Source organism: Streptomyces sp. NBC_01431, from assembly GCF_036231355.1.
Taxonomy (GTDB): Bacteria; Actinomycetota; Actinomycetes; order Streptomycetales; family Streptomycetaceae; genus Streptomyces.
Map to the genome: position 1 here is coordinate 6,414,373 of NZ_CP109496.1, position 22,472 is coordinate 6,436,844.

19 protein-coding genes are annotated in these 22,472 nt (G+C 71.2%); 11 read left to right on the top strand and 8 right to left on the bottom strand.

The window, feature by feature from the left end:
- The first annotated feature begins 118 nt into the window (after nt 1–118).
- Entirely contained in the window at nt 119–652 is a 534-nt protein-coding gene (locus OG522_RS29270) for a GNAT family N-acetyltransferase (protein WP_329466021.1), read from the top strand.
- A gap of 7 nt (nt 653–659) precedes the next feature.
- On the opposite strand, the gene OG522_RS29275 is transcribed toward OG522_RS29270, so the two are convergent.
- The 3 genes from OG522_RS29275 to hmgA form a co-directional block, all read right to left on the bottom strand.
- Complete coding sequence (locus OG522_RS29275; protein ID WP_329466022.1) at nt 660–1,898, bottom strand: type ISP restriction/modification enzyme; 1,239 nt, start codon at nt 1,896–1,898, stop codon at nt 660–662.
- Nucleotides 1,899–2,024: 126 nt separating this feature from the next.
- A complete protein-coding gene (locus tag OG522_RS29280; RefSeq protein WP_329466023.1) occupies nt 2,025–2,777 on the bottom strand; it encodes a GntR family transcriptional regulator in 753 nt (250 codons plus the stop codon).
- 23 nt (nt 2,778–2,800) lie between these two features.
- Nucleotides 2,801–4,126: a homogentisate 1,2-dioxygenase gene (hmgA, locus tag OG522_RS29285; protein WP_329466024.1), complete on the bottom strand. Its 1,326-nt coding sequence runs from the start codon at nt 4,124–4,126 to the stop codon at nt 2,801–2,803.
- A 103-nt stretch (nt 4,127–4,229) separates the two neighbouring features.
- On the opposite strand from hmgA, the gene OG522_RS29290 reads away from it, so the two are divergent.
- The 5 genes from OG522_RS29290 to OG522_RS29310 all read left to right on the top strand — a co-directional run bounded on the left by OG522_RS29290 (nt 4,230) and on the right by OG522_RS29310 (nt 11,297).
- The gene (locus tag OG522_RS29290; protein WP_329466027.1) at nt 4,230–4,850 is read left to right on the top strand and encodes a TetR/AcrR family transcriptional regulator; all 621 of its coding nucleotides are present in this window, start codon (nt 4,230–4,232) and stop codon (nt 4,848–4,850) included.
- Between the two features lie 77 nt (nt 4,851–4,927).
- Nucleotides 4,928–7,153, top strand: coding sequence for a molybdopterin oxidoreductase family protein (locus tag OG522_RS29295; RefSeq protein ID WP_329466028.1), 2,226 nt, complete (start codon nt 4,928–4,930; stop codon nt 7,151–7,153).
- Between the two features lie 122 nt (nt 7,154–7,275).
- On the top strand, nt 7,276–8,655 hold the full coding sequence (locus OG522_RS29300; RefSeq protein WP_329466029.1) for a CitMHS family transporter: 1,380 nt from the start codon (nt 7,276–7,278) through the stop codon (nt 8,653–8,655).
- An 86-nt stretch (nt 8,656–8,741) separates the two neighbouring features.
- Nucleotides 8,742–10,136 carry an aldehyde dehydrogenase family protein gene (locus tag OG522_RS29305; RefSeq protein ID WP_329466030.1) on the top strand — a complete coding sequence of 465 codons (1,395 nt, stop codon included), beginning with the start codon at nt 8,742–8,744 and terminating at the stop codon, nt 10,134–10,136.
- 81 nt (nt 10,137–10,217) lie between these two features.
- Nucleotides 10,218–11,297, top strand: coding sequence for a Zn-dependent alcohol dehydrogenase (locus OG522_RS29310; RefSeq protein ID WP_329466031.1), 1,080 nt, complete (start codon nt 10,218–10,220; stop codon nt 11,295–11,297).
- Between the two features lie 11 nt (nt 11,298–11,308).
- On the opposite strand, the gene OG522_RS29315 is transcribed toward OG522_RS29310, so the two are convergent.
- Together OG522_RS29315 and OG522_RS29320 are read right to left on the bottom strand one after the other, a co-directional pair.
- On the bottom strand, nt 11,309–12,307 hold the full coding sequence (locus OG522_RS29315) for a DMT family transporter (RefSeq protein WP_443074762.1): 999 nt from the start codon (nt 12,305–12,307) through the stop codon (nt 11,309–11,311).
- A gap of 40 nt (nt 12,308–12,347) precedes the next feature.
- Nucleotides 12,348–13,031, bottom strand: coding sequence for a TetR/AcrR family transcriptional regulator (locus OG522_RS29320; RefSeq protein WP_329467781.1), 684 nt, complete (start codon nt 13,029–13,031; stop codon nt 12,348–12,350).
- A 54-nt stretch (nt 13,032–13,085) separates the two neighbouring features.
- On the opposite strand from OG522_RS29320, the gene OG522_RS29325 reads away from it, so the two are divergent.
- From OG522_RS29325 to OG522_RS29335, 3 genes are all read left to right on the top strand, one after another.
- Complete coding sequence (locus OG522_RS29325) at nt 13,086–14,237, top strand: acyl-CoA dehydrogenase family protein (protein WP_329466032.1); 1,152 nt, start codon at nt 13,086–13,088, stop codon at nt 14,235–14,237.
- A gap of 77 nt (nt 14,238–14,314) precedes the next feature.
- On the top strand, nt 14,315–14,602 hold the full coding sequence (locus OG522_RS29330) for a YiaA/YiaB family inner membrane protein (protein ID WP_329466033.1): 288 nt from the start codon (nt 14,315–14,317) through the stop codon (nt 14,600–14,602).
- Nucleotides 14,603–14,674: 72 nt separating this feature from the next.
- Nucleotides 14,675–15,310, top strand: a complete 636-nt coding sequence (locus OG522_RS29335) for a TetR/AcrR family transcriptional regulator (protein WP_329466034.1) — start codon at nt 14,675–14,677, stop codon at nt 15,308–15,310.
- A 126-nt stretch (nt 15,311–15,436) separates the two neighbouring features.
- Here OG522_RS29335 and OG522_RS29340 read toward each other — a convergent pair whose 3' ends face one another.
- Nucleotides 15,437–15,898: a MaoC family dehydratase gene (locus OG522_RS29340; protein ID WP_329466036.1), complete on the bottom strand. Its 462-nt coding sequence runs from the start codon at nt 15,896–15,898 to the stop codon at nt 15,437–15,439.
- A gap of 128 nt (nt 15,899–16,026) precedes the next feature.
- Between OG522_RS29340 and soxR the strand changes: the two genes are divergently transcribed.
- On the top strand, nt 16,027–16,488 hold the full coding sequence (soxR, locus tag OG522_RS29345) for a redox-sensitive transcriptional activator SoxR (protein ID WP_329466037.1): 462 nt from the start codon (nt 16,027–16,029) through the stop codon (nt 16,486–16,488).
- 289 nt (nt 16,489–16,777) lie between these two features.
- Here soxR and OG522_RS29350 read toward each other — a convergent pair whose 3' ends face one another.
- A complete protein-coding gene (locus tag OG522_RS29350; RefSeq protein WP_329466038.1) occupies nt 16,778–17,389 on the bottom strand; it encodes a hypothetical protein in 612 nt (203 codons plus the stop codon).
- A 655-nt stretch (nt 17,390–18,044) separates the two neighbouring features.
- Here OG522_RS29350 and OG522_RS29355 point away from each other — a divergent pair.
- Nucleotides 18,045–20,873, top strand: coding sequence for a penicillin acylase family protein (locus OG522_RS29355; RefSeq protein ID WP_443074763.1), 2,829 nt, complete (start codon nt 18,045–18,047; stop codon nt 20,871–20,873).
- A 168-nt stretch (nt 20,874–21,041) separates the two neighbouring features.
- Here OG522_RS29355 and OG522_RS29360 read toward each other — a convergent pair whose 3' ends face one another.
- Complete coding sequence (locus OG522_RS29360) at nt 21,042–22,352, bottom strand: serine-threonine protein kinase (RefSeq protein WP_329466040.1); 1,311 nt, start codon at nt 22,350–22,352, stop codon at nt 21,042–21,044.
- Nucleotides 22,353–22,472: the final 120 nt, after the last annotated feature.

Genomic DNA, 22,472 nt, shown 5'->3' on the forward strand with positions numbered 1-22,472 from the left:
GCGCGGTTCCCCGCGCCCCTTCGGGGCGTGGGTGGCGCACCCGGCTTCCCGCGGGACCGGCCGGGCACTCGCCAACACCGATTTCCGGCTGGGCCCCACAGCCGTGCAGGATGACCCCATGACCGAGATCCGCACCCCCCGCCTCCTCCTGCGCCGATGGACCGACGACGACCTCGTTCCCATGGCGGAGATCAACGCCGACCCGGAGGTCATGCGCTGGATCGGTGACGGCTCGGTCCGTGACCTGGAGCAGACCGCCGAGGACATCGAGAGCTGGGAGGAGGAGTGGGACGAGGAGGGCTTCGGCCTGTTCGCCGTCGAGCTGCTCGCCTCCGGTGAACTGATCGGCTTCGCCGGCCTCTCGGTCGCCGAGTTCCAGCCGGAGGGTGTGCCCGACGTACAGATCAGCTGGCGCCTTGGCCGACCGTTCTGGGGTCAGGGGTATGCCTCCGAAGCCGCCCACGCCACCTTGGAGTTCGCCCTCCAGGACCGCGGGCTCGACGGGGTCATCAGCATCACGCACCTGAGCAACACCGCCTCCGAGAACGTCTCGCGCAAGCTCGGCATGGACCTGGCGAGCGAGATGCGGCACCCGGTGTACAAGACCCCGCAGCACATCCACACCATCGACCTGACGGAATACGCCGGCTGACACCCCCTCAGATGAGGGCGAACTGTCCGCCGGGACCCTCCTCGTGGTGGTCGAACACGGACGCCGGGCGGCGCGCGGCGTGCGGCACCGGCAGCACTCCGGCCGCCGCCAGGTGCTCCCGGGTGAGCGGCGGCCCGATCTCCAACTCGGCCTGATCCGTGCCCAGTTCGGCCAGCAGTGCGAGCACCGTGATCAGTTCGAGCAGGTCGGAGGTCCACTCCTGCGGCCAGCTCGTCGGGCCCACCGCGCGCAGCGTGCCCGGCTCCGTGGGTTCCGTACGCCGCTGGAACCACAGCTCGATCATCCGCACACCGCCCACCCGGAACTCCCAGGCCTGTCGCGGCACCGGAGAGATCCGGCCGCCCTCACCCACGTGCAGGGTCTCCTCCTCGGCCGCGTACCGCAGCTCCCGCGGGCGGGCCGGGAGCGCGGCCCGCACATACGGGCGCCGCCCGCCCGGCAGCCGCGGCTTCTCGCCGCCGTGCGCCCCGCGTAGCATCACCGCACGCATCCGCCTGCCCAACTCCACTCCTGTGAACCAGAGTTGGGGGTCTGCGGTCAGCGGGACCGTACAGCCCCCAGGGCCCGGACGGGCGGCCGCCACGATCCAGGCGAGCACGTCGAAGGGCGTGACATCGCATCCGTACGTCCGGCACAGAAAGGCGAGCAGACCCGGGGCGAGGTTGGGTTCGAGGCCGTCCGGGCGGCGGTGCAGCGGACGGATACGGCCCGGCCGCCCGGTGGGGGAGCGGCCGTCGGGCAGCACCGCCGAGACGGTCAGCGCGGGACCGGCCTCCCCCCAGCCCTCACCTTTCCTTCGAGCACGGGGGACCCCCGTCGATACGTACCCCTGCTCGATCACGAAGAGCTGCCGCTCGTCGGCCACCCGCCACAGTTCGGGGCGGGCCGCGTCGATCAGGCGCTGGTCCGGTATCAGCCACTGCTCGTCGAAGGGGCCGTGCTGGATGCGCACCGGGCCGGGGCAGGTGCCCCGCTCCTGGGCGAAGGGGCCGGTGCCGGCCGTCCGGCCGGGCAGCGCGGCGACCGCGGAGCGCGGCGTACGTGCCCGGCTCGGGCCGAACAGCCGCTCCCGGTCGGCCCCTTCGGACCGTACGAGCAGATCCCAGCGGGCCCGCAGGGTCCGCTCGTCGGGCGCCACCACCCAGTCGCGCCCCAGCCGCAGCGGAGCCACCGACCAGGGCATCAGGTCGTCGAGGAGAGGCACGTCATCGCTCACAGCCAGCATGCTAGGCGCGCGGCGCGAGCGGCGTCGCTCGGCCGCGGGGTCGACCGCGCCTTCCCGGTGCCCCTTCAAGGCGCGGAACCGGACCGGGCTGCCACGCCACCGCTCGGTGCCGCACGCGCCCCCGGATCAGCGGGCCTCGACAGTCACCGAGAACGCGAAGCGGTCGCCGCGGTAGTGGATCCGGGCGACGTCCACCACCTGGCCGGCGCCGTCGTAGGCGATGCCCGTGTAGTGCAGGATCGGTGAGAGCAGCGGCACTTGGAGCAGTTCGGCGGTGACCGGATCGGCGAGGCGGGCCTCCACGGTGTCCGTGATGCGGCCGATGTCCACCCCCACCGCGTCCCGCAACACCTTCGTCATCGGCCAGCGCTCCAGATCGGCGAGGTCGATCCGCTCGGCCACCTCCGGACGCACCGTGTTGTGCGCCCAGTTGGTGGGCTCGCCGTTCTCGCCGTCGCGCCGCAACCGCCGGTACGTCACGACCTGCGGGCACTGCGGGAAGTACGCTGCCAGATCCCCGGGCACCGGCTCCGGGCCGTGGCCCAGGATCGTGGTGTGCTCGCCCGACTGCTGGGCCACGATCGCGTCGATCGAGCCGAGCAGCCGGACCGGGGAAGCGCGGCGGGCGGCGGGGTCGATGAAGGTGCCGCGCCGCCGGTGCCTGGTGATCAGGCCCTCCTCCTCCAGCTCCTTGAGCGCCTGGCGCATCGTGAGCACGCTCACCCCGAAGTGCGCCGCGAGCTGCTCCTCGGTGGGCAGTCGCAGCGAGGCGTCGGGAGAGCGGCCCAGTATCGAGGCGCGCAACGACTGGGAGACCTGGTACCAGAGCGGCAGCTTCCGGTTCAGGACCAGGGAGTCGGGTGCGAAGGAGGAGGTCACAGATGATCCGTATCAGGTGGCGCTCAGGCGGGGAAGTGGCGCTGGAGACCCTGCCACACCTCGTCGTAACCCCGCTGGAGGTGTCCGGCCGTCGCCGCCTGCCCGGTGGCGGTGACCGGCCAGCGCGTCTCGAACATGAAGGCGAGGCCGTCGTCGATCTTCTGCGGCTTCAGCTCGGCGGCGCTCGCCCGGTCGAAGGTCTCCCGGTCCGGTCCGTGCGCCGACATCATGTTGTGCAGCGAGCCGCCGCCGGGCACGAAGCCTTCGGCCTTGGCGTCGTACGCGCCCTCGATCAGGCCCATGTACTCGCTCATCACGTTGCGGTGGAAGTACGGCGGCCGGAAGGTGTCCTCGCCGACCAGCCAGCGCGGCGCGAACACCACGAAGTCGACCCCGGCCAGGCCCGGGGTGTCGGACGGCGAGGTGAGCACCGTGAAGATCGACGGGTCGGGGTGGTCGTAGCTGATGGTGCCGATGACATTGAAGGTGCGCAGGTCGTAGACGTACGGCGTGTGGTTGCCGTGCCAGGCGACCACGTCCAGCGGGGAGTGGTCGTACGTCGCGGCCCACAGGTTGCCGCAGAACTTGTTGACGACCTCGACCGGCCCTTCGGCGTCCTCGTACGCGGCGGTGGGCGCCCGGAAGTCCCGTGCGTTGGCGAGACCGTTGGCGCCGATCGGACCGAGGTCGGGGAGCTGGAAGGGCTGCCCGTAGTTCTCGCACACGTAACCGCGGGCACTGTCGTCCAGGAGCTCGACCCTGAAGCGCACGCCGCGCGGGATCAGGGCGACCTCGCCGGGGCGGGCGGCGAGCAGGCCGAACTCGGTGCGCAGGAGCAGTCCACCCTGCTCGGGGACGATCAGGAGTTCGCCGTCGGCGTCGCTGAACACCCGTGATTCCATCGAGGAGTTGGCGTGGTAGAGGTGCACCGCCATGCCGGTGCGCTGGGTGGCGTCGCCGTTGCCGCCGAGCGTCCACAGGCCCGCCAGCCAGTCGGTGCCGGACGGCGGCTCGGGCAGCGGGTTCCAGCGCAGCCGGTTCGGGTCGGGGACCGTCTCGGTGAAGGGCGCCGAGCGGAGGTGGCCGTTGTCGGTGCGGGTGAACGCCGGGTGCGCGGCCGACGGGCGGATCCGGTAGAGCCAGGAGCGGCGGTTGTGGGCGCGCGGCTCGGTGAAGGCGGAGCCGCTGAGCTGCTCCGCGTACAGGCCCAGCGGGGCGCGCTGGGGGGAGTTGCGGCCGTGCGGGAGGGCGCCGGGGACGGCCTCCGAACTGTGCTCGTTGCCGAAGCCGCAGGAGTAGGCGAGGCCCTGTGCGGTCTTCCTCGCCTGTTCACCGGTTGTCGTCGTCATCGTCCGCTCTCCTGCTTGCCGTGCCGGAATCCTATGCTCAACCGTAGGATTACGATCGGGACGCGTCAACGGGAAAACCGGCCGGGCCGGGCATGATGGGCCCGTGCCTCCTGCTCCTGATGTCCACGCGAACCTCCGTCGCGCGCCCGTGCAGCGGCGCAGCGCCGAGCGGCTGTCCCGGATACTCGACGCCTGCGCCGAACTCCTCGACGAGACCGGCTACGAAGAGCTCTCGACGCGGGCCGTGGCCCAGCGCGCGGGCGTGCCCATCGGTTCCGTCTACCGCTTCTTCGGAAACAAACGGGCCATGGCCGAGGCGCTCGCCGCCCGCAACCTCGACCGCTACGCCGTCATGATCAACGCGCGCCTGGAGAGCATCGACGCGGCCGACTGGCGGGGCGCCGTCGACGCGGTCCTGGACGAGTACCTCGTCCTGAAACAGACGGTGCCCGGCTTCAACCTGGTCGACTTCGGCGGTCCCCAGCCGGTGCCCGACCCCTCCTCCGACGCCAACCACCTGCTCGCAGACCGGCTCGCCGAACTCCTCCCGGCCCAGTTCGGCCGCACCCTGGACGCGGATCTGCGGCGGGTCATCCTGGTCGCGGTGGAGGCTGCCGACGCCACCCTGCGTCTCGCCTTCCGCACGGACCCGCAGGGCGACCCCCACATCGTCGCCCAGACGCGGGAGCTGCTGCACGCGTATCTCGCCCGGACCCTGGACTGATCCGTCCGGGACCTCCCGCGCATGCCTACCGGTCGGTATGCTCGAAGCGCCCGCGCGCCGCCGCCCTGGGAGGACGTATGTCCCGCACCGCCCTGCGTATCTGCCCGCTCTGCGAAGCCACCTGCGGGCTGAGCCTCACCCTGGAGGGCGGCCGGATCACCGGCGCCCGGGGCGACGCGGACGACGTGTTCAGCCAGGGGTTCATCTGCCCCAAGGGCGCCTCCCTCGGGGACGTCGACAGCGACCCCGACCGGCTCACCACACCGCTCGTACGGCGCGACGGCGTCCTTGAGCCGGCCGGCTGGGCCGAGGCCTTCGACGCGATCGCCGCCCGGCTGCGGCCGATAGTCGAGCGGTACGGGCCCGACGCGGTGGGCGTGGTGCTCGGCAATCCCAACGTCCACACCATGGCCGGAGCCCTCTACCCGACCGCCCTGCTGCGCGCGCTGGGCACCCACAACCTCTTCACCGCGAGCACGCTCGACCAGATGCCCAAGCACGTCTCCAGCGGGCTGCTGTACGGCGACCCGTTGGCCATCCCGGTGCCCGACCTGGACCACACCGGACATCTGCTGCTGCTCGGCGCCAACCCGCTCGAATCCAACGGCAGCCTGTGCACCGCCCCCGACTTCCCGGGCAAGCTCAAGGCCCTGCGCCGGCGCGGCGGCACGCTCACCGTGGTCGACCCGCGCCGCACCCGCACCGCGAAGCTGGCCGACCGGCACGTCGCCATCCGGCCCGGCACCGACGCCCTGCTGCTCGCCTCGATCGCCCAGGTGCTCTTCGAGGAGAAGCTCACCGCGCCCGGGGACCTGGCCGAGCAGCTCGAAGGGTTCGATGAACTGGCCCGCGAACTGAGGGAGTTCACGCCCGAGGCCGTCGCCGCCGCCTGCGACGTGGAGCCGGCCGACATCCGGGTCATGGCCCGCGAACTCGCCGCCGCGCCCACCGCGGCCGTATACGGCCGGATCGGCAGCTGCACCGTCGAGCACGGTACCCTGGCCAGCTGGTTGGTCGACGTACTCAACGTTCTCACCGGCAACCTCGACCGGCCCGGCGGCGCGCTCTTCCCGCTCTCCGCCACCGACCGGGCCCCGCGGCCGGCCGGACCCGGCAAGGGATTCGCGCTCGGGCGCTGGCACAGCCGGGTCGCACGGCACCCGGAGGCGAAGTCCGAACTGCCCATCGCCGCGCTCGCCGAGGAGATCGAGACACCGGGCGAGGGACAGATCCGCGCGGTCATCGCGTGCGCGGCCAACCCCGTGCTCTCCGCGCCGGACGGCGACCGGCTCGACCGGGCGCTCGCCGGGCTGGACTTCATGATCAGCATCGACCCGTACCTGAACGAGACCTCGCTGCACGCCGATGTCGTACTGCCCCCGCCGCCGCCCTCGCAGAGCGCGCACTTCGACTTCACCTTCAACGCCTTCGCCGTCCGCAACCAGGTCCGCTACACGCGGGCCGCGGTGCCGCTCGCCGAGGGGCGCATGGACGAGTGCGAGATCCACGCCCGGCTGGTGCTCGCCGTCAGCGGGATGCACGGCGCCGAGCCCGCCGCGGTGGACACCATGGTCATCGACCGCACGCTGGCCGCCGCGGTTGCCGACCCGCACTCCGCCGTGCACGGCCAGGACGCCAAGGCGCTCGCCGCCCGCCTCGCCGGAGCGAGCGGGCCCGAGCGCCGTCTCGACCTCATGCTCAGGCTCGGCCCCTACGGCGACGGCTTCGGGGCGCGGGCCGACGGCCTCACCCTGGAGCGGGTGCTGGCCCACCCTCACGGCATCGACCTCGGGCCGCTTCAGCCCCGTCTCCCGCAGGTCCTCAGGACCCGCAGCGGGCGGATCGAACTGCTCCCCGCGCCCGTCGCCGCCGACCTGCCCCGGCTGCGCGCCGCCCTCGAAGAGCGTCCCGCCTCCCTCGTGCTCGTCGGCCGGCGTCATCTGCGCTCCAACAACAGCTGGCTGCACAACATCCCCGCCCTCAACGGCGGTTCCAACCGCTGCACACTTCAGATCCACCCCGACGACGCGGCCCGGCTTGGCCTCGCCGACGGCGCCGAGGTACGGATCACGTCGGACGGCGGCGCGGTCGCGGCCCCCGTGGAGATCACCGACAGCGTGCGCAGGGGCGTCGTCAGCCTGCCGCACGGCTGGGGACACACCAGGCCCGGCAGCCGGCTCGCGGTGGCGGCCGACCGCCCCGGCGTCAACGTCAATCAGCTGCTCGACGGCTCCCGGCTCGACCCCCTGTCGGGGACCTCGGTGCTCAACGGCTTCCCCGTCACCCTCGTACCCCTGCCGTGACCTGGAGTTTTGCTCGTATTGCTCAGGTGTCAACATCTTGTTAAGGATTGAAACGGCGACCTAACGTCATCCGCACCGCCAGCCCCTGGCGGGAGTTCAAGGGTGAACGTTAGGTGTTCTGAATGCTGACCATCCTCGGCTTCGGCATGATCGCGACCTTCCTGGTCCTGATCATGCTGAAGAAGATGTCGCCGATCGCGGCGCTGGTTTTGATCCCCGCTCTCTTCTGCGTCTTCGTCGGCAAGGGAGCCCATCTCGGCGACTACGTCATCAAGGGCGTCGGCTCGCTCGCGCCGACCGCCGCGATGCTCATGTTCGCGATCATCTACTTCGGCGTGATGATCGACGTCGGCCTCTTCGATCCGGTCGTCCGGGGCATCCTGCGCTTCTGCAAGGCCGATCCGATGCGGGTCGTGGTCGGCACGGCGGTGCTCGCCGCGATCGTCTCGCTCGACGGCGACGGTTCCACCACCTTCATGATCACGGTCTCGGCGATGTACCCGCTGTACAAGCGGCTCGGCATGAGCCTCGTCGTGATGACGGGCGTCGCCGCCACCGCCAACGGGGTCATGAACACGCTGCCCTGGGGCGGCCCGACCGCCCGCGCCGCCACCGCGCTCAAGCTGGACGCCTCCGACATCTTCGTGCCGATGATCCCCGCGCTCGCGGTCGGCCTGGTCGCCGTCTTCCTCCTCTCATACGTGCTCGGCATGCGCGAGCGCAAGCGCGTCGGCTACCTGTCCCTCGACAAGGTGCTCGCGCCGGAGTCGGAGACCGTGCTGGTCGGGGCCGCGGGCTCCGGCGAGGTTCCGCGCAAGGCGAGCGGCGGCGCCGGAGCGGACTCCTTCGAGGGCGACGACTTCCAGGGGCTCGACTCCGCCCGGCCGACGCTGCGACCCAGGCTGTACTGGTTCAACGCACTGCTCACCGTCGCCCTGCTCACCTCCATGATCATGGAGTGGCTGCCGATCCCGGTACTTTTCCTGCTCGGCGCAGCGCTCGCGCTGACCGTGAACTTCCCGCACATCCCGGACCAGAAGGCCCGCATCGCCGCCCACGCGGACAACGTCGTCAACGTCTCCGGCATGGTCTTCGCGGCAGCCGTCTTCACTGGCGTCCTCAGCGGCACCGGCATGGTCAAGCACATGGCGGACTGGCTGGTCGGTGTGGTGCCGGACAGCATGGGCTCGCAGATGGGCCTGGTCACCGGAGTGCTCAGCCTGCCGCTCACCTACTTCATGTCGAACGACGGCTTCTACTTCGGCGTCCTGCCCGTCCTCGCCGAGGCCGGTGCCGCGCACGGCGTCTCCCCGCTGGAGATCGCCCGCGCCTCCCTGGCCGGTCAGGCCCTGCACATGTCCAGCCCGCTGGTCCCCGCGGTGTACGTGCTGGTCGGCATGGCCAAGGTCGAGTTCGGCGACCACACCCGGTTCACCGTGAAGTGGGCCACGATCACCTCGCTGGTGGTGCTGGGGGCGGGGATACTGTTCGGCACCATCTGACAGCTCCGCGGGGGGCCCTGGCGCTGAAAAACTAACAGCGTTAGTTTGAGCGACGGACGACAACGGCTCCGCCCGGGAGGAATGCGATGAAGGCCCACGACGGCATGTACATCGGCGGCGCGTGGCGGCCCGCCGTCGGCCAGGACACCATCGCGGTGGTGAATCCGGCCGACGAGCAGGTCATCGGGCACGTGCCGGCCGGTACGGCCGAGGACGTCGATGCGGCGGTACGCGCCGCCCGCGCGGCACTGCCGGCCTGGGCCGCGACCGAACCGGCCGAGCGCGCCGCCAAGCTCAGCGCGCTGCGGGACCACCTTCTGGCCCGCAAGGACGAGATCGCCGAGACCATCAGCGCGGAACTCGGCGCACCGTTGCCGTTCGCGCAGGCCGTGCAGACGGGGCTGCCGATCGCGGTCGCCGCCTCGTACGCCGAACTCGCCGCCTCGTACCGCTTCGAGGAGAAGATTCAGAACTCCGTCGTCCACCAGGAGCCGGCCGGGGTCGTCGGGGCGATCACGCCCTGGAACTATCCGCTGCACCAGATCGTCAACAAGGTGGCACCCGCATTGGCGGCGGGCTGCACGGTCGTCCTCAAACCCGCCGAGGACACGCCCCTGACCGCGCAGCTCTTCGCCGAGGTGGTGCACGAAGCAGGCCTGCCCGCCGGGGTGTTCAACCTGGTCACCGGCCTCGGCCCCGTCGCGGGCCAGGCCCTCGCCGAGCACGAGGGCGTCGACCTGGTGTCCTTCACCGGCTCCACGGCCGTCGGCAAGCAGATCGGCGCCACGGCCGGCGCCGCCGTCAAGCGGGTCGCCCTGGAGCTGGGCGGCAAGTCCGCCAACGTCATCCTGCCCTCCGCCGACCTCGCCAAGGCCGTCGGCGTGGGGGTCGCCAACGTCATGAGCAACTCCGGCCAGACGTGCAGCGCGTGGACGCGGATGCTGGTCCACGCGGACCAGTACGAGGAGGCCGTCGAGCTGGCGGCGGCCGCGGCCGCCAAGTACACCGTCGGCGACCGCGTCGGCCCGCTCGTCAACGCCAAGCAGCTCGCGCGCGTCCGCGGCTACATCGACAAGGGCGTGCGGGAGGGCGCGCGGCTGGTGGCCGGCGGCGCCGAGGCACCCCTGGAGCAGGGCTACTACGTCGCGCCGACCGTCTTCGCGGACGTCACCCCCGAGATGACCATCGCCCAGGAGGAGATCTTCGGCCCGGTCGTCTCGATCATCAAGTACGAGGACGAGGACGACGCGCTGCGGATCGCCAACGGCACGGTGTACGGCCTGGCGGGCGCGGTCTGGGCGGCCGACGAGGCCGAGGCCGTGGCCTTCGCGCGGCGCATGGACACCGGCCAGGTCGACATCAACGGCGGACGCTTCAACCCCCTCGCCCCGTTCGGCGGTTACAAGCAGTCGGGTGTGGGCCGGGAGCTCGGCGTGCACGGTCTGGCCGAGTACCTCCAGACCAAGTCGCTCCAGTTCTGACCGGACGTCCAGTTCTGACCGGACGCCCTACTCTTTGGCCGCCGCCCTTTCCGTTCTGATCGTTCAGGAGTCACGCACGTCATGGTTCGCGCCGCCGTACTACCTGCCGTCGGCTCTCCGCTGGAGATCACCGAAATCGACCTGCCCGAACCGGGCCCCGGCCAGGTGCGGGTGCGCCTGGCCGCCGCCGGGGTCTGTCACTCCGACCTCTCGCTGACCAACGGCACCATGCGGGTCCCGGTCCCCGCCGTCCTCGGCCACGAGGGCGCCGGGACGGTCGTCGCGGTCGGCGAGGGCGTCGGCTCCGTCGCGCCCGGCGACCGGGTGGTCCTCAACTGGGCGCCGTCCTGCGGCAGTTGCCATCCGTGCTCGCTCGGCGAGGTGTGGCTCTGCGTCAACGCGCTGAACGGCGCGGCCGCGGTGTACGCACGCACCGCCGGCGGCACCGAGCTCCACCCGGGCCTGAACGTCGCCGCGTTCGCCGAGGAGACCGTCGTCGCCGAGAACTGCCTGCTGCCGCTGCCGGACGGCATTCCGCTCACCGAGGCCGCGCTGCTGGGCTGCGCCGTCCTCACCGGGTACGGCGCCGTGCACCACTCGGCGAAGGTGCGCGAGGGTGAGACGGTCGCGGTCTTCGGCGTGGGCGGGGTGGGTCTGGCCACCCTTCAGTCGGCCCGGATCGCGGGCGCCGCGCAGATCATCGCGGTCGACGTCTCGCCGGAGAAGGAGGCGCTGGCCCGCGAGGCGGGCGCGACCGACTTCGTCATCGCCTCCGAGACCACCGCCAAGGACATCCGCAAGCTCACCGGCGGCCAGGGCACCGACGTGGCCGTCGAATGCGTGGGCCGCGCGGTCACCATCCGTACCGCGTGGGAGTCCACCCGCCGCGGCGGGCGCACCACCGTCGTTGGCATCGGCGGCAAGGACCAGCAGGTCAGCTTCAACGCGCTGGAGATCTTCCACTGGGGCCGCACGCTCGCGGGCTGCGTGTACGGCAACTCCGACCCGGCGGCCGACCTCCCGGTCCTCGCCGAGCACATCCGCTCCGGCCGCCTCGACCTCGACTCGATGGTGTCCGAGCGCATCGGCCTCGACGGCATCCCGGCCGCCTTCGACAACATGATCGCGGGCAAGGGGGGCCGGGCGCTGGTGGTGTTCTAGCCGGACCCGGCTCAGCCGATCCGTTCCCCAGGGCTGGGCTCGCCCGCGTCCTTGGGGGCGGAGGGCGCGGCCCCGGCGGCGGGGCCGGCTGCCACGGTGACCCCGCCCGGGGAGGACCGCCGCGGCCGGGACCGCGAAACGGCCACGCCCGCCAGGCAGATCGCGCCGCCGAGCAGCGTGAGCGCGGCCGGGACCTCGTCGAGCACCGCCCAGGACATCAGCACCACCATGGCGGGCACCACGTACGTCGTCGCGCCCATGCGGCTCGCCGCGGTGCGGGCCAGCGCGTACGCCCAGGTCGTGAACGCGAGGGCGGTCGGGAACACACCCAGATAGACGATGTTGAGGGTCGCCGAGGCGGGTGCGTGCGAGGCGTCCGAGATCAGCTGCCCGCTGAACGGCAGACAGGCCAGCGCCCCCACCAGGCAGCTGAAGAAGGTGACTTGGAGCGGGCTGCCGTGCCGCAGCGCGGGCTTCTGCAGGACGACTCCGGCCGCGTACGTGGCCGCCGCTGCCAGACACAGCAGCACGCCGAGCACCGAGGCGTGCCCGTCGCCCGACATCGAGAGGCCCACCGCGACCGCGCCCGCGAACGAGACGGCCATGCCCGCGAGCAGGCGCGGCGGCAGCGCCTCGCCGAGGAAGCGGGAGGCGAGCAGCGCCATGAGGATGGGGCCGACGTTCACGATCATCGCGGCGGTGCCGGCGTCGACCTGCCGCTCGCCCCAGTTGAGGACCACCATGTAGCAGCCGAACCACAGCACGCCGGACGCCACGATGCCGGGCCAGGCAGCCTTCGGCGGCAGCCCCTCGCGGCGTATGAGGAGCAGGAGACCGAGCACGAGCGCCCCGGACAGCAGACGGCCGAGGGCGAGTGCGCCGGGGGCGTAGGCGTCCCCCGCGCTGCGGATCGCAACGAAGGCCGAGGCCCACAACACGACGGAGACCGCCACCGCGGCCAGGGCGAGCCGAGCGGAACGGCGCTCGGGTGAGAAGTTCGTCATGGTCATGCGAGGACAGTAGGCGTCCGGCGGTCGGGATTCGGCCGAATTATCGAGCGGGGCCCGCCGCCTCGGGGGCGGGCTGGTCGCCCAGCGCTCCGTACTGGATCGCGAGCCCGTCGAGCAGGGCCTGGAGCCCGGTCTCGAAGGCGCCCTCGTCGATCCGCTCCTGACGCTCGGCGAGGAGGTGCGCCTGGCCCAGGTGCGGATAGTCCGCCGGGTCGTACGCGCTCTCGTCGTCCACGAATCCGCGCGCGAAGGAGCCGAGCGCCGAGCCCATGATGAAGTACCGCATCAGCGCGCCGATGCGGGTCGCCTGCGCGGGCGGCCAGCCCGCCGCGACCATCGCGCCGAACACCGCGTCGGCGAGCCGCAGACCCGCCGGCCGGCGGCCCGGCCCCTGGGCGAGCACCGGAACGATGTTGGGGTGGCGGGTGAGGACCGCTCGGTAGGCCACCGCCCAGTCGTGCAGCGACGTACGCCAGTCGCGGTCGTCGTCCGGGTCGAACATCGACAGGTCGACCTGTGCGGAGGTGGCGTCGGCCACGGCCTCCAGGATCTCGTCCTTGGTGCGGAAGTGGTTGTACAGGGACGGGCCGCTGACCCCCAGCTGGGCGGCGAGGCGCCGGGTCGAGACCGCCGCGAGGCCCTCCGTGTCCACCAGCGCGCTCGCCGTCGAGACGATGCGGTCGGGGCTCAGGAGGGGCTTGCGCGGTCGGGCCATGCGGCACATAGTAGGGCCTGCCAACCAAAAACTAGCAGTGGTAATTAAAACTGGGGTGCAGGGATGAACCTGGAGCTGAGCGAGGAGCAGGCGGCGGTGCGGCAGCTCGCCGAGGAGTTCGTGGGCCGCGAGATCACCCCGCACGTCATCGAGTGGGACCGTTCGGAGAACGTCGACAAGTCGATCGTGAAGAAGCTGGGCGCGCTCGGGTTCCTCGGGCTCACCATCGACGAGGAGTACGGCGGCTCCGGCGGCGACCACCTCGCCTACTGCCTGGTCACCGAGGAACTGGGTCGCGGTGACTCCTCGGTCCGCGGCATCGTCTCGGTCTCGCTCGGCCTGGTCGCCAAGACCATCGCGTCCTGGGGCGAGGAGGAGCACAAGCGGGCCTGGCTGCCGCGCCTCACCTCCGGCGACGCCGTCGGCTGCTTCGGGCTCACCGAGCCGGGCACCGGCTCGGACGCGGGCAACCTCGCCACGCGGGCCGTGCGGGACGGCGACGGGTACGTCATCAACGGCACCAAGATGTTCATCACCAACGGCACTTGGGCCGATGTGGTGCTGCTCTTCGCCCGCACCAACAGCGAGCCCGGCCACCGCGGTGTCTCCGCGTTCCTCGTGCCCGCCGACACCCCGGGGCTGAGCCGTCGCGCCATCCACGGCAAGCTCGGCCTGCGCGGCCAGGCGACCGCCGAACTCGTCCTCGAAGACGTACGGGTCCCGGCGAGCGCCCTGCTGGGCCCCGAGGGCAAGGGCTTCTCGATAGCGATGTCGGCGCTCGCCAAGGGGCGGATGTCGGTCGCGGCGGGCTGCGTCGGCATCGCCCAGGCCGCACTCGACGCGGCCGTGCGCTACGCCGGTGAGCGCGAGCAGTTCGGCAAGCCGATCGCCCACTACCAGCTCGTCCAGGAGCTGATCAGCGACATCTCGGTGGACGTGGACGCGGCCCGGCTGCTGACCTGGCGGGTGGCCGATCTGGTCGACCGGGGCCAGGAGTTCGCGACCGCCGCCTCCAAGGCGAAGCTGTTCGCCTCCGAGGCCGCGGTGCGTGCCGCCAACAACGCCCTCCAGGTCTTCGGCGGCTACGGCTACATCGACGAGTACCCGGTCGGAAAGCTGCTGCGCGACGCCCGCGTGATGACCCTGTACGAAGGCACCAGCCAGATCCAGAAACTCATCATCGGCCGCGCGGAGACCGGGGTTTCGGCATTCTAGCCCCCGGTCCCAGTGAGTACGTCCCTGAGTACGAGAGCGGATATGGCGCGTGCCGCATCCGCCTCATGCTGTCCGTCATGAGTGACACACCGGTCAAGCAGCAGAACACCGCGGCCTACTACGGGCAGGCCGTGGCCGCCTTCGCGACAGCGCTCTTCGCCACCGCGATCGGGATCCTCCGTCTCCAGGCCGACGCCTGGGTGCGCGCCTTCCTCGGCATCGCCGTCCTCTACCTCGTCACCTCCGCCTTCACGCTGGCCAAGGTGATCAGGGACCGGCAGGAGGCTGGGCAGATCGTCAGCCGCGTCGACCAGGCCCGACTGGAGAAGCTCCTCGCGGAACACGACCCGTTCCAGAAGCTCTAAGCGCTTGCTCACCCTCGGGGTATGGTGTTCGTCCCGCTGAACGGAAGTACGGACGGATGGAAGGGGCGAGCGATGGGCACGGCTGACGTGACTGAGGAGACGGCCGGCGGCGAGGAGAAGCCCTGGGGTGAGGTCACGCCCGAGGCCGCCAGGCGACTGCTCGTCGCCGCCGTCGAGGCGTTCGCCGAGCGCGGCTACCACGCCACCACCACCCGTGACATCGCGGGCCGGGCCGGTATGAGCCCGGCCGCGCTCTACATCCACTACAAGACCAAGGAAGAGCTGCTCCACCGGATCAGCAGGATCGGCCACGACAAGGCGCTGGAGATCCTGGAGTCCGCGGCGGACGCCGAGGGGAGCGCGGCCGAACGGCTCTGTGCCGCCGTGCGCTCCTTCGTCCGCTGGCACGCCGGGCACCACATGACGGCCCGTGTGGTCCAGTACGAACTCGACGCGCTCGGCGACGAGCACCGCACCGAGATCGTGGAACTGCGCAGGCGCAGCGACGCCGCGGTGCGCCGCATCCTCAACGACGGGGTGGCGGCGGGGGAGTTCGACGTGCCGGACGTGCCCGGCACCACGCTCGCCGTGCTGTCGCTCTGCATCGACGTGGCGCGCTGGTTCAACACCCAGGGGCGGCGCACGCCCGACGAGGTCGGCGCGCTCTACGCCGACCTCGTGCTGCGGATGGTGGGGGCCCAGAAGTAGCGGCCCGCGGGGCCCGGCCGGGAAGCGCTCGCCCCGGGTGTCCCGCGGCGCCGGGCTCCACGGGCCGCGGAGCCGGTGTTCAGAAGGACCGCGGCGCCGGGCCCCGAAGGACTGCGGAGCCGGTGCTCAGAAGAAGTAGCGGGAGACCGACTCCGCCACGCAGACCGGCTTGTCGCCGCCCTCGCGCTCGACGGTGACCTTCGCAGTGACCTGGACACCACCGCCCGCCTCCACGACCCCCGTCAGCACGGCGGTGGCGCGCAGCCGCGAGCCCACCGGCACCGGGGCCGGGAAGCGGACCTTCTCGGTGCCGTAGTTGATGCCCATCTTCATGCCCTCGACCCGCAGGACCTGCGGGACCAGTGCCGGGAGCAGCGACAGGGTGAGGTAGCCGTGCGCGATGGTCGTCCCGAAGGGACCGGCCGCGGCCCGCTCGGGGTCGACGTGGATCCACTGGTGGTCGCCGGTGGCGTCGGCGAACAGATCGATTCGCTTCTGGTCGATCTCCAGCCAGTCGCTGTGCCCGAGCTGCTCGCCGACGCCGGCCTTCAGCTCTTCGGCGGACGTGAAGATCCTCGGCTCTGCCATGTCCTTGATCCCTGCCTTTCGCGACGCTCTCGCCGTCATGTACAAGCGCTTGCTCAGCTAGCTCAGCATGGTTGGGGCCGCCGGTCCTGTCAACGACGTACGGAACGTGGACCAGTAGGGTTCGAGGGGTGCCGCAGATTACAGAGAAGATCCACGAGCTCACGGTCGGGCAGTTGTCCGCGCGCAGTGGGGCCGCCGTGTCCGCCCTGCACTTCTACGAGTCCAAGGGCTTGATCACCAGCCGCCGGACCGCGGGCAACCAGCGCCGCTACTGCCGCGACACCCTGCGCCGCGTCGCCTTCGTGCGGGCCGCGCAGCGCGTCGGCATTCCGCTCGCCACGATCCGCGACGCCCTGGCCGAACTCCCGGAGGGGCGCACCCCCACGAAGGAGGACTGGGCCCGCCTCTCCGAGAACTGGCGCTCCGAACTCGACCAGCGCATCAAGCGGTTGAGCCAGCTGCGCGATCACCTCACGGACTGCATCGGCTGCGGCTGCCTGTCGCTGAGCACCTGTGTCCTGTCCAACCCGGACGACGTGTTCGGCACCAGCATGGCCGGCTCCCGCCTGCTCGCGGAACGCAAGGGCTGACGGCGCCCCCGTCCGTTGCCCGCGGCGGACTCGGCAAGCGCGGCCGACCAGAGCGGAACCGCCGCGCTGTCACGCGTACTTCGTGCGCCGTTGAGGCATGCCTGGAGCATGTGGTCGATGGTGCCGAACGGCACTGACACCCCAACGGCACTGGCAACCCGAACGGCACTGAGACCCCAACGGCACTGGCAACCGAACGGCACTGGCAACGCGACCGGCACGGACAACGCGCGGCGCGATGTCGGCCGCACGGACAACGCGGGGGAGAGCCGGCTCGCCCCCGCGCCTCTCACGCCACCGATACCAGCGCTCCGCGCCGTACCGACTTGGCCCGCGCCAGCGCCTCGGAGGTCAGCACCGGCTGCGGCACCAGGATCCCGCAGCCCGAGCAGACCGGTCCGAACCACGGTTCATGGGCCAGATCCTGTTTCCACACCAGCAGTCCTCCGCCGCACGCCGGGCACGCTGCCCCGGGTGCCCCCCGCAGGGCCGAGATCATACGGCCGAGCACCTCGGCCATCGGGCCGTCCGGATGCACCGCCGGATCGTCGCACCACGCCACCCCGAAACCGCCCCAGGTGCGCCGGTGCCAGTCGTCGATGGAGCCCGGCCGCCGCAGCCCCTCGTGCTTCTCGCGCTTCCTGCGCTGGGCGAACTCCACTTCGTAGGCGAGCCAGACGGCCCTGGCCGCCTCCAGCTCGTCCAGCGCGGCCACCAGCCGCGCCGGATCGGGTGCCCGGTCCTCGGGCCCGATGCGGTGCCTGCCGCACAGATGGTCCCAGGTCGCCCGGTGCCCATAAGGGGCGAACCGTTCCAGGCACTTGCGCAGCGAATACCGCCGCAACGCGAGATCGTTCCTCGGGTCGCGCACCTGTCTCGCCAGACTGCGGAAACCAGCCATGGCCCTGCCACCTCCGTCGCTCGTACTTCGGCGTCGAGGAATGGACGTACCGGAAGCCGATCCGGCTCCATCGAAATTCCGATGGCGTCCATTACGGGGGATTCGCCTACCCTGTCCGCTCCCCGGGAATCCGATTCTCACGAAGTGCTCGGGAGCTGGCTCGAATGGCCCCGCCTCCCCGCCCACCTGCTCGAACGTCCCGAGGTGAGGGAAGGGGGCGGGCCGTGCGACGTGCGTGAGCCACGGCGGGAACCGGTCGGTCGGGCATCCGGAATCCCTTCAACCGGTCTGTTCCCCATGGCCACTTGGGCCCCACTGACACGAACCCCATTCGTCCGCCCCACATATCCCTGCGGAGCCCGGAAGAATTACGCGCACCGGCCGAGGCCGAAATGGGATCCACCGCCGGTGGCCGCCGCGGAGATCGCGGAGCTGATCGGGCGGCCGTGTGGGGATTCGGAGAAGGTGACGCATGTTCACCTTACGTTCTGCCGTACCCCTGAGTAGCCTCCGCGCATCGGCCCCCCACTAAGCGCTCCGCCGGAAGACCGGTTCGAAATCCGCGGGTAGTTCGTGGCTGGTCGCGCGGTGCGCCGCGCCCCTCACCGGGCGGGCCATCGCACCGGACTTTCGAGACGACCGCTGAGGAGCGCGCATGCGACGACGCACCGCAAGGCTCAGAACCGCCAACGGGAAACCCCGGGCACTCCCGCGCGTGCGGCGGGGCAGGGCGGCCGCCACCGCCGCCACCGTCATAGCCCTGGCCGCCGCGATGCTCAGCCCCGCGATCCCGGCCGGCGCCGCCGAACCCGCGGACGGCGACCACTGCCAGGGGCAGTGCTCCGACATCCTGCCGCCCGGCGCCAACGGCAACGCGACTCTCGTGGAGATCCTGGGCAACAAGCTGTTCGGGACCCACCCCGCACACAGCGACGATCAACTCGGCAAGTACGACGCCCTGGTGGCCGGTCAGTCCTCGCTCACCGACGACAAGCTCAACGGCTTCTTCAACGACGCCTCCTTCGGGGTGCCGAACGGGCAGGCGGAGTCCACCAGTTCACCGCGCCCCGACGTCACCATCACCCGGGACAAGGCGACGGGCGTACCGCACATCAAGGGCACCACGCGGTACGGGACCGAATACGGCGCCGGGTACGCGGCCGGCCAGGACCGGCTCTGGCTGATGGACCTCTTCCGGCACATCGGGCGCGGCGAGCTCACCTCCTTCGCGGGCGGTGCCCTCGCCAACCAGGGCCTGGAGCAGGAGTTCTGGCCGCAGGCCCCGTACACCGAGGCCGACCTCCAGGCGCAGGTCGACCGCATCCGCACCACCAACGGCGCCCGCGGCGAGCAGGCCATGGCCGACGCCCAGGCGTACGTCGACGGCATCAACGCCTATGCCAAGCAGTCCAAGGACGGCCGCTACTTCCCCGGCGAGTACGTCCTGACCGGCAAGATCGACTCCATTACGAACGTCGGGGAGATCCAGCCCTTCAAGCTCACCGACCTGATCGCGCTGGCCTCGGTCGTGGGCGGACTCTTCGGCGGGGGCGGTGGCGGCGAGGTGCAGGCCGCGCTCTCCCTCCAGGCCGCGCAGGCCAAGTACGGCGTCGCCGAGGGCACCAAAATCTGGGAGTCCTTCCGCGAACGCAACGACCCCGAGGCGGCGCTCACCGTCCACGACGGCACCAGCTTCCCGTACGCGGGCAAGCCCGCCAACGCGCAGGGCACCGCGATGCCCGACCCCGGTACCGTCGTCCCCGAGCAGCTCGTCTACGACCGTACGGGCTCGGCGAACACCAATGCCAAGGCGGACGTGAAAGTTCCGCAGAAGCTCAAGCCGCTCAAGGGCATGTACGACAACGGCGCACTGCCCGGCATAGACCTCGGCAAGCCGCGCGGCATGTCCAACGCCCTCGTCGTGTCCGGCTCGCACACCGCGAGCGGCAACCCGGTGGCGGTGTTCGGTCCCCAAACCGGCTACTTCGCGCCACAGTTGCTGATGCTCCAGGAGATCCAGGGCCCCGGCATCAGCGCCCGCGGCGCTTCCTTCGCCGGGGTCGGCATGTACGTCCAGCTCGGCCGCGGCCAGGACTACGCCTGGTCGGCCACCTCGGCGGGCCAGGACATCACCGACACCTACGCCGTGGAGCTGTGCCAGGACTCCACCCACTACCTCTACCGGGGCGTGTGCACCCCGATGGAGAAGCTGGAGAAGACCAACTCCTGGACACCGACGGTCGCCGACACCACCGCGGCCGGCTCCTACCGGATGCAGGTCTGGCGCACCAACTACGGCATCGTCACCGCCCGCGCCACCGTAGGCGGCAAGCCCGTCGCGTACACCTCACTGCGCTCCACCTACCGTCACGACGCCGATTCGATCATCGGTTTCCAGATGATGAACGACCCCTCCTACGTCAAGGACGCCAAGACCTTCCAGGAGGCGGCCCAGCACGTCGACTACACCTTCAACTGGTTCTACGCGGACTCCCGCACCGCCGCCTACTACAACAGCGGCCTGAACCCGGTCCGCAACCCGAACGTCGACCCCTCGCTGCCCACCAAGGCCGAGCAGGCCTACGAATGGCAGGGCTTCGATCCCGCGTACAACACGGCGGCCTACACCCCGCCCGCCCAGCACCCCCAGTCGATCGGCCAGGACTACTACGTCTCCTGGAACAACAAGCAGGCCAAGGACTTCTCCACGGCCGGCTTCGGTGACGGCTCGGTGCACCGCGCCAACCTCCTCGACGACCGGGTCAAGGCACTGGTCGCCCAGGGCGGCGTCACCCGTTCCTCGCTCACCCGGGCCATGGCCCAGGCCGCCGTCACCGACCTGCGCGGCGAGGACGTTCTGCCCGACCTTCTGAAGGTCGTGCGCAGCGCCCCCGTCACCGACCCCCAACTGGCCACTGCGGTACAGCAGTTGGAGTCCTGGAAGGCGGACGGAACCCAGCGCCGCGAAACCGCGCAGGGCTCGCACACGTACACCCATCCCGACGCGGTGCGCCTGATGGACGCCTGGTGGCCGCTGCTCGTGGAGGCCGAGTTCAGGCCCGGACTCGGCGACCCGCTCTACAGCGCCCTCACCGCCAATCTGAGCACCGACGAATCCCCCTCGGCCGCCCACGGCCCGACCGGGGCGCACGCGGGCTCCGCCTTCCAGTTCGGCTGGTGGAGCTATGTCGACAAGGACCTGCGTACGGTCCTTGGGCAGCCGGTGCAGGGCCCGCTCGGCCGCGCCTACTGCGGTGACGGCAACCTGGCCGCCTGCCGCGACGCCCTGCTCGGCACCCTCAAGCAGGCCGCCGCGAAGACCCCGGCCCAGGTCTACCCCGGCGACGCCGGGTGCTCGGCCGGCGACCAGTGGTGCGCCGACAGCATCGCGCAGCGCCCGCTCGGCGGCATCACCCAGTCCGTCATCAACTGGCAGAACCGGCCGACCTATCAGCAGGTGGTCGAGTTCCCGAGTCACCGCTAGGCGCGCCACGGGCAGCGGGTCAACTGCGGGCCGGCCGTGGTCGGCCCGCAGCGGCCCGCGCCCCCGCACCCCCTCAGGGTGCGGGGGCGCACCGGACTTCCACGAGACCGCTTGAGAAGCCCCGGCCCGTGATCACCGGGCACGCTTCGGCGGATGAGCGGCCGCGGGTCAGACCCTGCCGATCCGGCCCGCGGCCAGCACCACCCGCGCCAGCTGCTCGTGGCAGATGTCGCTGTGCGCACCGGCCGGCGGCCCACCGGCCTTCACCACGGACGCCGCGTCGACGCTGACGCAGCCCGAGTCCGGCACCCCGTCGCGCAGCGCCTCGTCCAGCGTCAGCGTGGTGCACGAGGTGACCGCCTGGATGCCGTCGTGGCCCACCGCCCACCAGCGCTTCTCCAGTCCGGGCAGCTCGCTCGCATCGTCCCCGGACAGGGCTGAGGCCAGTGGGTAGATGACGCCGAGCGCGGTGTCGAAGTGCGAGTAGCAGGAGACGAGCGGGCCGTCGATCCGCTGCTGCATGTCGGACAGCGCGCCCGCCCCGGTGAGGCCGTTGGGGAGCCGCTCGGCGAACGCGTAGTGGGAGAAGGCGCCTTCGAGCAGCGTCACCGACTTCACGGTGCGTGCCCCGCCCCCCAGCCCTTTCAGCGCGAACGCGACCAGCCGCGCGCCCTGGCTGTGCCCGACCAGATGAATTCTCAAGTGGGGCTGAACGGAGGCCAGTTGACTGATGAGTGGCCCGAGACCGAGCTGTCCCACGGTTCCGGCCCGGCGTTTCATCTCGTAGTAGGTGGTCTGGCGCAGCACCTCCTTCGCGCCGTCCCAGAGGTGCTTCAGGGAGCCGCCGATCGAGAACGAGGGGCCGGACGGACCCGGCCGCACCGCCATCCCGGTGTCGGCCAGGGCGGCCGTGAACCGCTGACAGAGGCCGAGTGTGTCGTCCGTCAGGATCGCGGGCGAGGCGCCGGGACCGTCCTCCACCGTCAGGTCCCCGACGGCTCGGGCCGCGCTGCTGGAGGCCGTCACCAGCTGCCGGGTCAGCCGCCCGAACTCGTTGAACGCCGCCTCGTCGTCGGGTTGTTGGGACAGCAGCGTGGCGATCCGGTCGACGGCCGGCCCCTGTCCGGGGAAGGCTCCCTTGAGCGCCGCCACGGTCGCGTCGTCAAGGCCGGGCCCCGCGGTGGCCGCGGCCGGATGCGGGAAGTTGGGGATGGTCTCGTCCGTGAAGCGGATCGACGGCCAGATCACGCCCGAGTACCCCAGCCGCACCCCGGGCGCGTTCGCGAGCAGGGCGGGAAACGGCGCGTAGAAGGCGCGGAACAGGTCTCTCGCGTTGGACGGGGTGTTGTTCCAGCCGTGCGCGAACATCACCAGGTCCGTCGCTTCCACGGTGGCCAGGGCCGCCCGCTGCGCAGGATCGGCGTCGCCGTCCGCGTCGAAGGTGATCTCCCGGTACGGCTCGACTCCGATGTCCGTCATGGCCCGACCTCCGGTCCGCTCGACGATGAGCGAGCCCATCGTCCCGCCGGACGGGGGAGCTGACCATACGTGTGACCCGCGGGGTGTGTACCGAATTACCGCCTGGGCTCGCGGTTCGGT